11 protein-coding genes and 12 pseudogenes are annotated in these 15044 nt (G+C 26.5%); 6 read left to right on the plus strand and 17 right to left on the minus strand.

The genetic code is table 11. From position 1 onward, the window contains the following. From HNP67_RS05255 to HNP67_RS05245, 3 pseudogenes are all read left to right on the plus strand, one after another. Positions 1 to 243, plus strand: a pseudogene (locus HNP67_RS05255) (DUF1357 family protein); the annotation flags it as partial. Continuing rightward, positions 240 to 571: pseudogene (locus tag HNP67_RS05250) on the plus strand (DUF276 domain-containing protein); the annotation flags it as partial. The pseudogenes HNP67_RS05255 and HNP67_RS05250, both read left to right, overlap by 4 nt. A gap of 5 nt (positions 572 to 576) precedes the next feature. Beyond that, positions 577 to 1231 (plus strand): annotated as a pseudogene (locus HNP67_RS05245) (DUF735 family protein). Here the strand turns inward: HNP67_RS05245 and HNP67_RS05240 are convergent. The 6 genes and pseudogenes from HNP67_RS05240 to HNP67_RS05220 all read right to left on the minus strand — a co-directional run. Then, positions 1138 to 1944 (minus strand): annotated as a pseudogene (locus HNP67_RS05240) (PBSX family phage terminase large subunit); the annotation flags it as partial. The pseudogenes HNP67_RS05245 and HNP67_RS05240 sit on opposite strands and share 94 nt — an antisense overlap. After that, positions 1941 to 2508: pseudogene (locus HNP67_RS05235) on the minus strand (DUF603 domain-containing protein). The pseudogenes HNP67_RS05240 and HNP67_RS05235, both read right to left, overlap by 4 nt. A 541-nt stretch (positions 2509 to 3049) precedes the next feature. Beyond that, positions 3050 to 3220, minus strand: coding sequence for a hypothetical protein (locus HNP67_RS06940; protein WP_236845736.1), 171 nt, complete (start codon positions 3218 to 3220; stop codon positions 3050 to 3052). Positions 3221 to 3310: 90 nt separating this feature from the next. After that, positions 3311 to 3439 (minus strand): hypothetical protein, encoded by a 129-nt coding sequence (locus HNP67_RS07085; protein WP_272872305.1) that lies wholly within the window; start codon positions 3437 to 3439, stop codon positions 3311 to 3313. A gap of 154 nt (positions 3440 to 3593) precedes the next feature. Further along, the gene (gene eppA, locus HNP67_RS05225; RefSeq protein WP_184125397.1) at positions 3594 to 4103 is read right to left on the minus strand and encodes an exported protein A EppA; all 510 of its coding nucleotides are present in this window, start codon (positions 4101 to 4103) and stop codon (positions 3594 to 3596) included. A gap of 175 nt (positions 4104 to 4278) precedes the next feature. Continuing rightward, positions 4279 to 4858, minus strand: a pseudogene (locus HNP67_RS05220) (outer surface protein ErpG); the annotation flags it as partial. A 427-nt stretch (positions 4859 to 5285) separates the two neighbouring features. Between HNP67_RS05220 and HNP67_RS05215 the strand changes: the two are divergent. Beyond that, positions 5286 to 6050, plus strand: a pseudogene (locus HNP67_RS05215) (site-specific integrase). A 5-nt stretch (positions 6051 to 6055) separates the two neighbouring features. Here the strand turns inward: HNP67_RS05215 and HNP67_RS05210 are convergent. The 7 genes and pseudogenes from HNP67_RS05210 to HNP67_RS05180 form a co-directional block, all read right to left on the minus strand. Further along, a complete protein-coding gene (locus tag HNP67_RS05210) occupies positions 6056 to 6481 on the minus strand; it encodes a DUF261 domain-containing protein (protein WP_184125399.1) in 426 nt (141 codons plus the stop codon). Between the two features lie 31 nt (positions 6482 to 6512). Continuing rightward, positions 6513 to 7803 (minus strand): annotated as a pseudogene (locus HNP67_RS05205) (DUF244 domain-containing protein). Between the two features lie 449 nt (positions 7804 to 8252). Further along, positions 8253 to 8564: pseudogene (bdr, locus tag HNP67_RS05200) on the minus strand (Bdr family repetitive protein). Between the two features lie 13 nt (positions 8565 to 8577). Then, the gene (locus HNP67_RS05195) at positions 8578 to 9102 is read right to left on the minus strand and encodes a chromosome replication/partitioning protein (protein WP_184125401.1); all 525 of its coding nucleotides are present in this window, start codon (positions 9100 to 9102) and stop codon (positions 8578 to 8580) included. Between the two features lie 59 nt (positions 9103 to 9161). Beyond that, a complete protein-coding gene (locus HNP67_RS05190) occupies positions 9162 to 9935 on the minus strand; it encodes a ParA family protein (protein WP_184125403.1) in 774 nt (257 codons plus the stop codon). After that, positions 9911 to 10477 (minus strand): DUF226 domain-containing protein, encoded by a 567-nt coding sequence (locus tag HNP67_RS05185; RefSeq protein WP_184125405.1) that lies wholly within the window; start codon positions 10475 to 10477, stop codon positions 9911 to 9913. The genes HNP67_RS05190 and HNP67_RS05185 overlap by 25 nt, the downstream gene beginning before the upstream one ends. A 10-nt stretch (positions 10478 to 10487) precedes the next feature. Next, entirely contained in the window at positions 10488 to 11591 is a 1104-nt protein-coding gene (locus HNP67_RS05180) for a plasmid maintenance protein (protein WP_184125408.1), read from the minus strand. 383 nt (positions 11592 to 11974) lie between these two features. Here HNP67_RS05180 and HNP67_RS05175 point away from each other — a divergent pair. Then, positions 11975 to 12903 (plus strand): annotated as a pseudogene (locus tag HNP67_RS05175) (ERF family protein). A gap of 39 nt (positions 12904 to 12942) precedes the next feature. Here HNP67_RS05175 and HNP67_RS05170 read toward each other — a convergent pair. After that, complete coding sequence (locus HNP67_RS05170; protein ID WP_184125410.1) at positions 12943 to 13374, minus strand: Mlp family lipoprotein; 432 nt, start codon at positions 13372 to 13374, stop codon at positions 12943 to 12945. A gap of 161 nt (positions 13375 to 13535) precedes the next feature. On the opposite strand from HNP67_RS05170, the gene revA reads away from it, so the two are divergent. Beyond that, a complete protein-coding gene (revA, locus tag HNP67_RS05165; RefSeq protein WP_184125412.1) occupies positions 13536 to 14018 on the plus strand; it encodes a fibronectin-binding protein RevA in 483 nt (160 codons plus the stop codon). A gap of 137 nt (positions 14019 to 14155) precedes the next feature. On the opposite strand, the pseudogene HNP67_RS05160 reads toward revA, so the two are convergent. The 3 genes and pseudogenes from HNP67_RS05160 to HNP67_RS05150 form a co-directional block, all read right to left on the minus strand. Then, positions 14156 to 14371 (minus strand): annotated as a pseudogene (locus HNP67_RS05160) (BBA14 family lipoprotein); the annotation flags it as partial. Continuing rightward, a pseudogene (locus HNP67_RS05155) lies at positions 14353 to 14683 on the minus strand (BlyB family putative holin accessory protein). The pseudogenes HNP67_RS05155 and HNP67_RS05160, both read right to left, overlap by 19 nt. Before the next feature lie 173 nt (positions 14684 to 14856). Beyond that, a complete protein-coding gene (locus HNP67_RS05150; protein WP_184125416.1) occupies positions 14857 to 15036 on the minus strand; it encodes a hypothetical protein in 180 nt (59 codons plus the stop codon). Positions 15037 to 15044 lie beyond the last annotated feature (8 nt).

Below are 15044 nucleotides of genomic sequence, written 5' to 3' on the forward strand. Positions count from 1 at the left end.
TCAAGCAATAAATCTAAAGAGACAAGTCGTGATTTAAGTATAAATGAGCGAATAACAAAAGAACTTGCAGAAGTTGAGGAGCGAGAGCGTGTTGAGAAATAATTGTTACTAGAAGCTGATCGTATAAATGAAATTGATACACTTGCAAAAGCGCATCTTAGCAGCCATTTCAATAAAGAAGCACTGCTTGCAAAGGGGTACACTCTAAAAGATATTATGCAAGCACAACGTAGAGAACTTATATGAAAGTAAAGTATAAACTTGATCTTAAAAACTATCTCTACTTAAACATAGGCTCTCAAATTAGGGACATATATTCTAGGATTATTTCAAATAACTATTCTGATATGGGAATTAGCTTTGAATATCAAGACTTTTTTGCTCCAGTTAATGAAGTAAAAGAGATTAAGTTTATGGAAATTAAAGTTTGTGTTAAAGATGTAGACACTGAAAGTATTTCAAAAATCAGTGATAGCGATTTTCAAACAAATAAAAAGATATTGCCATTAATGATGACACAATGCTACTTTTCAATACTACAGATAGATTGCTTATTGATATTGATAGTTAACAAACATGAAAATACCTAATTTTTTTCAAAAATACCGAAATTCATAAATTTATACGTACAGAAACAGAATATGCACAAGCACTACTTAATGAGCTTAAGTTTCTTAATTCCAACTTCATATCCATTAATGCAAAAGAAAATATAAAATTAAGATATATTACAATATGAATATCTCAAGCTCTATCTATTTTTTATTCAAAAACTCAAACTTTACAAAGCATTACAAGTAATATTAATAGTGTTATTTTTGCTTTAAGTCATATTGGCACTGATAAGTTATTTAGACTAATTTTCAAGGCCTTTTTAAATGTAGACATTGAAGTTAGCACTCCTGAAGCTGGTGTTATTGACATCTCCCTAAAAGGGGTAATAAAAACAAACTTTACTAAATTTATTTCCCCTAGCACTGAAAAAGGAAAACGGCTTAAAAAGATTCTAATTAGAGAAAAAAACCCGGGATGCGCTGCATCTAAAAAGGCTTTGGTATTTAACTCACTTCCTAAGGGCTATGATCATTCAATTTATGCTTTTATAAAGGGAATTATTCCTATTGGTAGAGTTCTCATTATTTGTGTAAAAATTGAATCGCTGCTTGCTATCCATTCACCTAATAACACTCTTGCTTTATATGCTGGTATATCTTTATATAATTTTTCTTGAGTTTCGATAAATTCTTTACTAAGTAGAACATTATCATAAGTTGCAAACTTATATGTCTTAAAAGTCGCTATATTATCAATATAATCGGTTTTAAAATAGTGCTCTGGATGGTCCAGATTAGTATCAAAAATAATAGTTTCTTGTCCACACCCAAGTCTTTTTAAGACTTCCTCTAAAGTTTGCTTGTGTAAAGTAGTGGCTTCATTAACAAAAATAAGTGCCGAATTACTACCCCTAAATCTTTCAAAATCACTTACCTTATCTCCTCCATATAAATTAATACGCAGTGAATCAATCAGAATATATGAATTATTTGTATGTCTTGGGATATAAGGAACTTTAAGAAGTTTGCATAGCTTTTCAAATTGTCCTAAAACATTAACTTCAACTGAACGCTGCGAATTACCCATAATGAAATTATTAGTATCACTAGAGTATAGCTTCTTATTTTTAATTAAACTTTTAAGAAAAAGATAACATGCAAGATACGTTTTGCCGCTAGCTATACCGCCACTAAGTATAATCTTCTTTTCATTATTCTTTTGAATACTTTTTATCACATTCTTTTGTTTTAAAGTTAAATGCTTATCTTCAAATCGATCAAAATTAACCGTAGAGCTTGTAGGCTTTAAAAATTTAGATATGTTAACTTCAAACTGATTTTTATATTGCTTTTGAAGTGTTGTAAAAAATTTTGTTTGATATAAGTTCACTTGTGCCCTTTACTATTTTTGTAGTTGCTTTTGCTTTCAGCTTCATTAACAGTAGCAAGTCTTTTCATACATTCATAGTAAAGCTCCATTTTCCTTATTGAATACTCCTTTACAAGGTCATTAAGCTCACTTTTTAAAGATTCAATATTTTCATTCACACAATTTGCATTTTTTTTATCACATTCTTTAGATAAAGAATCAATTTTACATTTTAAATCTTCTATTTTGGAAAGCACACTAGCAAGCTCAACACTAGAGGTATTGATTGAATTCACGTATAAATCCTAATTCTAAATTAGCGCGCTCTAAATCTAATTCCCCCCTAATTTTCCTAGCTTTAACTTCTGATTTAAAAGTTTGTGCTAAAAGATGTTCAAAAGTATCTTCACTAATTGTTACTCTAGATCACTCGTTTATATAAGTTTCTCCTCTTTCCCATTTTTGTCTCATTTTCCATACATTTACTTTAAAAACTCCCAATTTAACCGCTATTTCTCTATAATCTAACGATTCTTCTCTAAAATATACAGCATAATCATCAAAAGACCTTTTGGCTCTTTTCAAAAGAATTCTCCTAAATTAACAAAATTAACAAATTGTTACTCTAAACAGTAAAGCAATTTATTATTTGTTAACATAAACTGCTAATTTTTTAATATCCATTAACCGCCGATCTATCTTTACAAGATTTATTAAAAATGAACAATAAAAAATAAGACTAATAAACTAGTCTTATTTTTTATAATTTATGCTTCTAAAATTATTTATTGCAATTTTTCAGCTTATATTTGTTAATAATATAACTTTTAAGCCATTCTTCAATCTTTTTAGTTTCTTAATTAAAATTATGTTCATACATATCATATAAATCTTGAAAGTTACTAAGTCTAATACCGAAAGCCTCATTTATTTTTTGATTATCAATATTCTTACTTTTAAAACCCTGCTTGAAAATATTTTTTTTTAAAAAATTAGATCTCTAATTTTCTTTTAAAGCTAGCAATTTATTGCTTTCTACAATCCATTGATTACTTATTGACTTCATAATGGGATCTTCTTTATCAAAAGAATAACTAATAATCATATTTTTTATGTTGTTAGTTTTTTAAAATACTTCTTTTTTTAAAAAAAAGAGCAATCTTTGCCCCTTTTTTAGGGCTCTACACCCAAATGCCAACCCATTAATGCCTTCAAACATTAACATATCCTTTTTTCTTGCTTTAGTTTTCTTAGTATTGTTAATAGCGTCACCAATAGCAGTCCCAAATATATACATTAAGTTAAAAACATTTTTATCGGCCGATGCAATAACATATGCAATCTCATTTTCATTTTTTTCATTTCTTAATTCCCAATACGCACTATTTTATTGCAGTTTAAAATCTTCAAAATTAATATCATCCTCGTTACCATTAATGAGTCCTCTCAAAAATTCGCTAGCATTTAAAGAAAATAAAGCAAATAACAAATATAAAATGATATAAATTCTTTTCATTTATCATAATTCTCCAATATTAATAAGATAACAAGACTAGTTGCTAGTCTTGTTATTCATAATTTATGCTTATAAAAACCATTTATTTTATTTCGAAATCTTTTTTAGCTTTTCTTTAAGAAAAGCGTATAAGATTCTTTTTTCAAATTAAAATCTAATTTTTGGGCAAATCCGCCAAAATTTGTTTTAAAATTTGTTTAACTGTATTTGCTTTATCTTCAGAATAATCTTTTTTAAAATTATTTCTGGCATTATCTCCATATTTCTCAGCATAATCAATTTTATCCGAATTTAGTTGTATCAAATAATTGAAAATCGAATCTGGATAACCACCTATAAGTCTAATCATATCCTCAGACAGGAAAATACTATCAGTACTTATCTTAATTTTTATAAGATATTCAATAACCTCAAGAGCATCTAAAAAAACCCTTTTTTCTTTAATTCCAATTTTTCTTAAATCTCCTCTAATTCTAGGAGCATCGGAAAAAACATGACTTTTTTCATACTCATTTTTAAAATCATAATTATCTAGTCTTTTATTTATTAAATTAAAATCTTCTTCAGAAAAAGCTCTTTTGGTTTCTATATAATTTTCTTCTATATTTGCACTTAAACTTACTACAAATAAAAACAAAAATATTAACAGATTAATTTTTTTCATATCCCTCTTCCTAGCTTTATTGCCTAAATTTCAACAATGTAAATGCGAATAAACAATAAGACTTGTTGTTAGTCTTGTTGTTTATAATTTTTACTACCAAAAACCATTTTTTATTATTTTTATCTTCTGAATTTTGAGGCTCTGTTAGCTTTTCAAGCTCTTCTTTAATATTTTAAAGCGCATCATCTATAACTTTTTTTGCAAACTTATCAGTATCAGTACTATCATTAGCAGAATAACTTCCATTTACACCTAATTTTTTAGCATATAGAAAAGCTTCTCGTCCAATCTTGCCTTGATTTTTAACTTTATCAGTATTTTCAGTTACTGATTCAACTTGTCTTTTTTTAAACTCTTCCAATTTCTGTTTAGCCTCTTCTAATTCTTTTTTTCTATCCTCTTTTGTCTTTTTTGAGCTATCTTTAAGCTCCTTTAATTCTTCCTTCTATCTTTTCTTCAAGACCTTTCTCTTTTAATCCTAGATCTTCAAAAACACCTTGAGCCACTTGCTCTTCAGCTTGTACTTGTGGTCTATCGACTTGCATTAATTCTTCAACTTTTGAATAAGCTTCTGATCCAAGCTTTTTTAAACCGCCAACCAACTCTTCTTTTTTTGTATCTAAAAATCCCTTAACTTTTCCTTTTAAATCTTGTTCTAAACTTTTTTTTACATCTTCACCACTTGCGTAATTCTTACAAGAAATTATAATCACAAAAACAACACAAATAGCAAACATTTTCCTTTTCTTATTCATAAGATACTCCATAAGTCTTAAGCTTAACGCAACACCTAACAATTACAATCTTTTTAAAGATTTAAATATTTGATTTTGTTACATTTTAAATTATATATTAACAAAACTCAAATGTAATTTGAACCAACTCTTAAAAATCTCTCCATTGCAAATGGCCTACTCACTACAAAAGATTATAAAACACATACAAATTAAATTTCAAAGTCTTTGCTATATGTTAGATAAAGTATACTTTTCTTAAGTATACTCCTTAGAAATTGCCACTTCTGCTTATTATAGCTACCATAAAACCCAAATTTCGCTTGCAACAAGAACCTCCGCAATTTGACTAAAATTTTCGATTTTTGTTAAAAAATAAATTACAATTTATATCTATTTTTATTACTTTTACTTAATTTAAAAGTAACACTTATAAGTAACTTGTCTTATAGACATTAATAATTATTTTAATTTAAATAATATCAGTATAGATTTCATACTCAAAAAACCATAAGATTATCAAAATCTTGCAAATGAAAACAAAATTCTTAAAAATTCACTCAAAAGTTCAACTAAACTTAAAAAAGAATCTTTAAAACTAACTCCTAAATTTTATTTGCCCCCAAAAATTAGCAACATAATTAAAAAATGTATCAAAACTCTAACACAAACTGATCCAATATCTGGTTGGTTTCTACATCTACTGACAATAAGCGGATGCGGGGACACTGAAATGCAAGATATTACCCCATTATTCAATAAAACTGGAGAGACTTTATACAATATAAAAGTAAATATCAAAAAAAAGAAATGTTGCTTGTATTAGAAGAAATTGTCATAAGCTCCAAAGAGTTTGAAGCTATCCAAACGACACACAAAAATCATTTTAATTAGAAAAATCTTGATACAAGACGCACTTATTTTTTTAAAAAATCCAAACATAAGTTTAAAGATAATCAAATTAGCATTATACATATTTCTTTCTAATAAATTTAAAAATCTTCTTAAAGAATCAGGATTTCGTGCAAATAAATCACTTCACTTATGTAGAAATTTATTTATTTCAAATTTAAAATCTAATGGATACAATTCTTTCCAAATTAAAGAACTTATGAAATATTCTTCAACTTCCGAAATTGACAATATCTATGGACTCTCTGCTGCAAACAAAATTCAAGCTTATGAAAGTATTAAAAATACCCTTAAACTTTAGTAAAACTACTTTAGTTTAAATATACGCTTTGAAGTTACTTTAAATACTTTCCCACGAGGTTTTAAATCAAGTGAATCATATAATATTTCTTCATTTTTTGTTGCTATAAAGTGAAATCCATTAACTTTATCGATTTTAACTTCACTTATTTCAAATTCATTTAAAGCACACAAATAATTTAAAGATTCATATCTCACACTACTTTTAATTCCATAGCAATTAAGTATCATACATAGATTTTTAATAAAACAATTACTCTTAATGTATCCAAGTGCTATAAATCTGTAATACACTACATTTATATCATAAGCATTAAATTCAAGTTTCTTAAATACACTTGTATAGTAATGCAGACACAAAAAGTAACAGCCCCATTTTTGTATTTCTGGACGTAAAGCTTTATTACTTTGTTTTATTTTATTAATAAGCATTGTTTAAACCTCCGATGTTAAATTGCTTCTTTTAACTTTTCAGTGCTCCCATGTGAATGGGAGCACTGGCGCTATTTGCAAATGCTATATTATTTAGGATAAATACTTTACCACTTATCGACAATAGTCCCTTAAATCTATCTGATATTGCTCTTTTCTTAGGGTCAAAATTGAACATAAATTCTCCTCTAAACCGATAATTTATCTGATTAATTAGTGGATATTTATTCGCAATATTGTAAGTTAGCATTTTGATGAAATCTTTAAGAGGCTTTTCTCTTTTTTTATTTTCGTTTTGAATTCTATTTAATTCTTCTTGTAGACTATCAATCTTCATTAAATCACACGCAAGATTTTTAGCAATTTGATCATCCTTAATTTCAAGGTCTACGCAATCAACATATCCTACAAATTCGCTTGCCCAATCAAACTCAACTCCAGATTATATTGATTACTCTTTTCTACTAAATCTTCAACAAGCTTTATAAACGTATCTTTGTTAAAATTATGTGTCATTAAATATTCGTCTCTATAGTTACTAAAAATATCGTTTCTCAAATTGAAAACTTCCATTTCGCATTTCTCAACAAATTCAAGCACTTTTGATATTAAAGCCTCATTTCTCTTTATTCTGCAGTTAACTGGTGCGGCGTCGATTAAAAAGAATAAATTACAATGCTCAAGAGCAGTACATGCTAGCTGCATTTGTGCTTGCACATAGTATTTGAAAAAATATTTACTACTTAAAAAGTACCATTTTTGTTGTACTCCGCAATAGCACTACTCATATAATTAGAATCACTACTCTTAATCTATAAAAGTTCTAAATCTCCAGCATTATTAATAAACCATCCATCAATTGTTGAGCAAACTAAAGTTTCTGCACTACCCATTTTTTTGAAATAATTATACTTATCAACACCATTAGCATATTTGTTTTTGTACAAAACAGAAATATTATCTCCTTGTGATTTAACAAATTCTCTAAATCCTAAATTTTCTAACTCTTTGCCCTTGAGCATATATAAATTCTCTTCAAAAGGCCTGCTAATACCAAAATATTTAAGCACTCTATTCATCATTAAGTCTTTTAGCCCTGCACCACCAATAAGAATACTACCTACTTCACTAGCACCGCATTTATCAAGCTTGCTTCTTTGTACGCTAAAATCAATATTGCGATTAAATCTAAAGCATTCTTGGCTGCTTATTCCTGGTATTTTTTTGCCTATCTTGCTTAACTTACTTTTTTCTTTAATGGAAGAAGATTTTTCCTCAAATATTTTACAACCAGTAAAACTTTGTTGATTAACACTTATCATTTTGAGATCTCCTTAAATATTATTTTGAATATTTTCTTATGGGTTATTATTTTTGTTTGAAACATTTGTCATGTTTTCCTCCTTCATTTTCAATGAATATAAATTTTTAACAAAAACTATTTTTGCCAACTTTTTTACAAAAATTTTTACAAAAAATTAGGGTTTAGCTAAATCCTCTATTAAAAGAACTTCGCTAAACCCTTATATTATTTTTTTGCAAATTAACATATAGGTAGTTCAAATACATGGAAATGTTTTAATAACTACGCTGTTTTTAGTATAGTCTAACTTCAAATTAAAATCAGTTTATATTTGTTAAAATAAAAGAACCTATTTAAATTCTTAAAAATAAAATATTTCTTTTTAAGAATTTAAACTAAGATTATATTATTCTATTTAAAAAATAAGCTATATACTCCCCCCAATATTTTAAAATATTTTAATCATTCTTAATTAAAAAAATACTTATTGAATATAGAGTAAATAATTGGAGCAAGCGTTATTCCTGCTATTAGCATTACTTGTATTGTCCTATTACTTGCATTAAGTTCATTTTTTAAACTATCTATATCCTTTTGAAAGTTCTTTTCCACATTAATTATTTATTGTTCTAAAGAATTCATTTTCTCTTTTAGAACTTCAAAGTTGTAATTGTCATTCTGAAGCAAAACAAAATCTATTACCTCTTCACTAAACCCCTTATTTAAAAATTCTAACCTTATATTTTCTATCTTAAGAGCATTGTAGGCCAAATTACTCATAAAATCTCCTTTATTATCCTTTTAATTCTTTATATTTTTTAAAAAGTTTATTAAGAAAATCTTTTTGATTTGCAAAAATCTCATCCATCATAAAACTTGTAAATTTAGCATGCTTTTTATAAAAATCATAGCTTTCTTGTTTTTTAAGCTGAAATCTTAGGGGTTTTATCCAATTTTGTTTAGATTTCTTTATTGTTACGCTTTCTTTATTTCTTAGCACAAAAATAGTTTGTCTAAATCCATTTTGCACTAAAAATTCTTCCTCTATTATCCCCTCTTCTATAGCATTAGCAATTCTTAGATAATCATAGGCTTGAGTTTTTGCCAATTTATAGTTTTTTGTAAAATCTTCAAAGCTTTTATATCCATCTAATTTGTAATATTCATTATCTTTAATCTCTTTTAAGATTTTCATTGTCTCTAATCTAGAACAAATTTCAGATTTAACGTTTATCGTTAATTGAGATTTTAAAGATTTATACCTAACCATAACATCATTATCAGTAGATAAATTTCTTTTATTTAATTGTATATTCATATATAAATCACCTCACATTTTTTCCGGCACCGGAATTATTTTACTACAAAAAATACCTTTTATATGCTCCATCCAAAAGATGGAGTAACTTGCATCTTATTTAAAAAACATTCAAGAATTTTTTTATACTCACACACATAGTCCTTATCTAAATCAAATTTATCATTTTCTGCTATTCTCCTATTTAAATCTTCTCTTTCAGATATAATCCCTAAATAATCCTCTCTTAATTGTAAAATATCCAGCAATTGTTTATGAGTATTATTTTTTTTAAATCGCGTTACTAATACAAAAATAGGTGCATTTGTTCCTATTTTTTTTAAATAAAACTCTAAAAGATCCAAACTCTCAACTGCCCATTTTTCAGCAGTTATGGGGACTAAAACATATTGACTACTTACCAGAGCATTTGTCAAAGCAAAGTCTAAACTTGGTGGAGTATCTATTATTATATAATCATAATTGTCTTGTATAGATTCTAACTTCTTTTTTAGCCTTAATTCTTTAAATGGAATTGCTTCTTGATTAAATTTATGTAAACTTAGATAACTGGGTATTAAATCTAAATTGTTATCAATATTGATAATTACATCTCTTATTTCTAAAGCACCTTCTTTTAAGATTTCATATATATTAAAATTTTCCAAATTAACATTTTTATTTTGTATATTATTAAAATAAAAACTAGTTATTGATGCTTGCGTATCTATATCTATCAAAAGAATCTTTTTTGATGTTGATAAAAGAGTGGCAAGAATTATTGAAGTTGTGCTTTTCCCTACACCACCTTTAAGGCTGGCAATTGTTATTATTTTAGGTTTTTTATTATCCATTTTATTAACGGTCCTTGTTCTGGGTATTTTTTCCCATAAAATTTATATACTTGTTGTTCTAAATCCGTAAACATACTAAATAATATTTTATTGTAGTGATTGTTTGTTCTTTTTTTATCTAATAAACGATATAGCCCCTTAAAGTAGCAAAAAACGCTTCCGTGCTTAAATCTAAACTCCATATAATATGCCCTTGCTAATGCATACGCTTTTCTAATGCCGTTTAATTGATACTTTATTAAGGGCTTTTTTATTGGTTTTCTGTATCCATAGAAAATGCCAATAAACTTATCCCCTTCTTTAATAGGATACAAATGAGTTTCTTCAACAATTCTTTCCCCATTAAATAATGCTCGCAATGATAATCTAAATTCATGTTTTTTCTCATAAACTCCAAATTTATAAATGTCCATCATTATTTTTGTATGGTACATTGCTTTGCCATTTTCTTTTTCAATCAAAATAAAGCGTTCTTTATTTTGGCATTCAACTTTACATTTTTCTTTTCTTGTAGTTTCAATAGGTTCGGGTGTACTTTCCATATTTAAATCCTCATACAACCTTTATGTTAAATTCTCCTACAGTTAAAGAATTTTTTTGATTTTTTATTAGCTCTGATAATTCAGAATAATATGTATCAAATACTTTATTGTATTCTATTTTCTTTTGTTTATTCAAATATTCTTTTATAATAGGCTTTACAATTTCAATATTTGTCTCTTTTTTTAGTTGCTCAACAAGTATATTAAAAATGTTTATTTTTAGATTTTGGTAATTTTGTTGAGAATTTTCTTTTTTTCTTTCAATCGATTTTTCTAATTTACGTTTTATATTGTTTAAATCACTATATTTATGACTTTCAATGATGAAATGTGGCTTAAATTTGTAAGTTTGATATACTTTTTGGAAATTTATTTCTAATTGTTCGTTGTTGTATCCGTTTTTTTCTAATTCTTTTTGAGCATTTTTTAGAATTTCTCTTAATTTTTTTTGCTTATTTTTAAAACAAGATCTATTTGAATTTGCATTAAAACTTTTTATTAGTTCAATTTCAACTCGTTTTATAATTTTAATTACGTCAATTTTTGTTTTTTGATTAATGTCTAGATTAAAAATAGAAAGAGAACTTTTGGACTTAATTTCACTTTTATTGTAATAGTTTTTTACTTGATATTCTTTTATTTGGATAATTCTTTTTTCTTCTTTTATATTATTATTTTTATTACTTAAACACTCAACTAATTCTACACTACTATGTTTATTAACATTGTCTTTAAAATAGTTATTTACTCTAGACCTAAATCTAGAGTCTTTTTTTTCTTTAAAGTAATTGTTGATTTTAAGGTAACACTCTTTTTTAGGATAATTAAGCTTATAGTAAATTTCAGTCCCACAATTTACCCCTAAATGTTGGTAGTAGTTAGTTGTGACTTTAAATACTTTTTCTAATTTGTAAAGATAATTTTGCATAGTTCTTAGAGTAGTGGGAGCTAGGCTATTTCTTTTTAGATTTTCATTAAAGTAATAGAGTATGTTTTTTTGAGTGTATTTCTTATCTTTTTTGTTTAGGTAATCTAGTGTTGAGGCAAGAACTATCAATTTGTATTGATGCTTATTGTAGCAATGTGAACTTTTTTTATTGGCTGATATTGACATAACAGTCAACCTCCTGACTTAGTAATAAATAATTATAAGTAACATTATGCATAATTTTGATTTAAAAGTAAATACTTTTCTAAAAAAATATTAAATTTTAATTATTAATTTTGTTAAATTATTATGCCTTATGTAATTTGGTAAAAAGATTCATTGATTTTAGTTCTAAGTTAGACTATACTACAAGTAGTGTAGTTGTTGAAATATTGACATTTGTGACTACCTAACTTAGTAATTTGCAAAAAATGATATAAGGGTTTAGCGAAGTTCTTTTAATAGAGGATTTAGCTAAGCCCTAATTTTTTGTAGAAATTTATGTTAAAAACTTGTCAAAAATAGTTTTTGCTACATAATTATTTATTACTAAGTTAGGAGAAAAAAAGATGGAAAATCTTTCAAACAAAAATAATCCACAAGATAATATTCAAGCAGAAATTGACTTTATAAGAGATGTGAAAACTCTAATTAGGAACTTGTCGCGTATTGACAAAAGTCTTAAAGGGGACGGATATAAGTATCAGGATTTCAATGGCATATTAGAAGGAATTAAAAACGTTATTGAAAAGCGCAATTTGGATCTTATGTTTAGGCGATTTCCAACTTTTACACATGATCCATATGGTAGAATTTATGTTATTAGAACTACATTCTACAGCACAATCAGTGGGCACAGAGAGTTATTTAATACCTCAATTCTTACAGAAAATTTGTAATGGAACAGTGAAAATGGCTCTAAAAATGTAAATACATTGCCATAATTTGTTGGTTTAGCTATTATTTATTTCAAAAGGTACGCTTTAGTTGCATGTCTTAACATAAAAAGTGAAATGGATACTGATGCAGCGCCTATTTACAATAATTATGAAAATGGAAATTCTATGACTAGCAAACAAGCTAGTGTTAATCAAAAGCAAGAACAAAAAAAAGATAAGTTTTATTATTATGGTGTTTTTAAAGAAGCGGTGTCTAATATGACAAATTAGGTAAATGACCTTACAATAAAAGATAATATAAACTCAATTATTCAAAAAATAAGTTTTATACAGGATATAGCCCCTAATAATGGTGATGATATTAAGAAAATTGAAGCAGATCTGATCGCGTATTTTGAGAAAAATAGCGACTTTAAGAGGATTAAACTATTGAGCGGAGATTATAAAAAGACTATTTCAAGAAAAACAATAAATTGCAGGATTTAAAGGATTTTGAAAAGTTTATGTCGTTTAAGAAGGCTATTTATGGTGCTAGCCCACTAATATTCTTTAGTGTCTTAAAAAGAGATAAACAATTTGATTATATATTTGTAGCATAGCAATATTAATACCCCCTATTTGGGGGCTGATATTAGCTATTAGGAATTTTTGCATGTAGTAGTTGCATTGGTTGCAAAATCATCTATATTTTCCTCTTTAAGATATTCTTTAACTACGGTTTTAAAAGTGGTTTTCTGTTCATCACCACTCTGTTTCCCAGTACATTTAGCAAGTTCACTTTTTATATGATCAAGTGCAGATTTTATTTTATCTTCATTGTTTTCTAAGAATTTATCAAATTCTCCACCACTAGTTAAAGCAGTTTTTAACCAGTCAAGGTGTATTTTTTGATCATCAGATAGCTTTTCTCTAAGCAGTTTTTCTTTAGATTTTGGTTTTTCTTGTGTTACTTCTTTTTGGGTTAAATCACGCTTTCCCCGGTTTTTTGTCTGCTTGGTAGTTGTATCATTAGAATTACAGCCGTTTAGCATTAGTAAAAATAAACAAATTAATATATTGATGATTTTCATTATTATTTCCTTCCTTTATCTCTAGTCCAATATGTTGAGTAAAAATAAAATTTATTCTTGTAATTATAGAGTCTATTTTTAAAAATATTAATTGAGAGATTAATATTTTTTGAATGTTGTGCTAGCTTTTATTTCATTATTATTAAATATAGGAGTAACTAATGAAAAATAAAAACATAGTTAAAATATTTTTTGTATCAATGTTATTTATAATGGCTTGTAAAGCATACGTAGAAGAAAAGAAACAAATAGGTTCATTAAGTACAGACGTTTCAACTCTTAATAATAAGATTGATCATGAGAAATTTAATCATTATAAACAAGAAATAAATAAATTAAAAGAAAGTTTAAAGGATGTAAGTAATGCAGAGCTTAAAGAAAAACTATTGGCTTTAGAAAGTCTCTTCCAAGATAAATTGGCAGCTAAATTATCAGCTTTAAAAGCAGCTAAACAAAAAATTGAGGGGATTACAGATACTGACAATAATACTGCAAAAAGCAAGATATGGGCAGAATCAAAGCTGGTTGGAGTAACTATAAAGTTTAGCGGAAGCAATACTGCTGGTAATGGAAAAAAAATGTCTGAAGAAGCTGTAAAACAGATAGATAAAATAATAAAGTTTCTTAAAGAGGGTACTAATTGATTAGTAAATATTCATATTAAAAATGTTTAAATCTAGGTATTAAATTTACTTTAATTTAATATCTAGATTTTTCTGCTATTCTAAAAGCCAATTTAATTATAAAGTAAAATTTTTTGCAAGACAAACCTTTTTGTAATTTACATTTTTAATTGAGAATACTTATTATAAACTTTTTTTGCTATTGGTTTTGCTTCCTTGATGTACTTTAAAAATATGTTGATATTATATTTTATTGAAGTCATAGAGTGTTCGTCTTTTAGTGTTGATAAGTCGGGATAAGGATATTCTGGATAATTTGGATCATTAACTTTTACTTTTGTTTTGGCTAAAAATGTTACAAGATACATAACATATCTTCCTTATTGAATTTCAGATCATTAGATATTTTTAGATTTTTTTCATCAGAATTAACTAAATCAATACAGTGATTGATTTTCTCATTTATTGGAGCGAGTGTATTAGTTATTGTTGGGGTTAATGCACTCTCAAGTCTTTCTATATTTGTTTTATAGATTAATTTTGTAGTGAGCATATAGTTCATAAACCAAAAAGAATCCTTTATGTGCAATTTCATCAAATTCATCTTCAAATTTAGAAAATATGTCAATAAGGTTTGATATAGACTTAAGTCCAGCTTCAAGATTATCTTTAGATAATTTAGGAATTGGTACAGATATAGTTCTATGATCAAAATAATAATATTTAAATAGGTCCTTTGATTTTTCGTTAATTGTTTCTGATTTTTGTTCTATATTTTCTTGGTTCTTTTCCGATCTATCTTTACTTTCTTCTAATTCGTGCCTAAATTGTTCTTTATCTTTTTCATCTATTTTATTCGTTAATTCTTGATTTTTTTTTCAATCTCTTCTAATCTCGAATCTTCAACAATGTTCTGAACTATTTCTTTTGTATCTAAAAATTCTTCAACTTGGTTTTTTAACTCTGCATTACTTTCATAATTTTTACAAGAACTTGTTAGTGCAAGAATAGCACAAACAGCAAACATTTTTCTAGTCATAATTATTG

Origin of the sequence: Borreliella californiensis (assembly GCF_014205885.1) — a bacterium.
Taxonomy (GTDB): domain Bacteria; phylum Spirochaetota; class Spirochaetia; order Borreliales; family Borreliaceae; genus Borreliella; species Borreliella californiensis.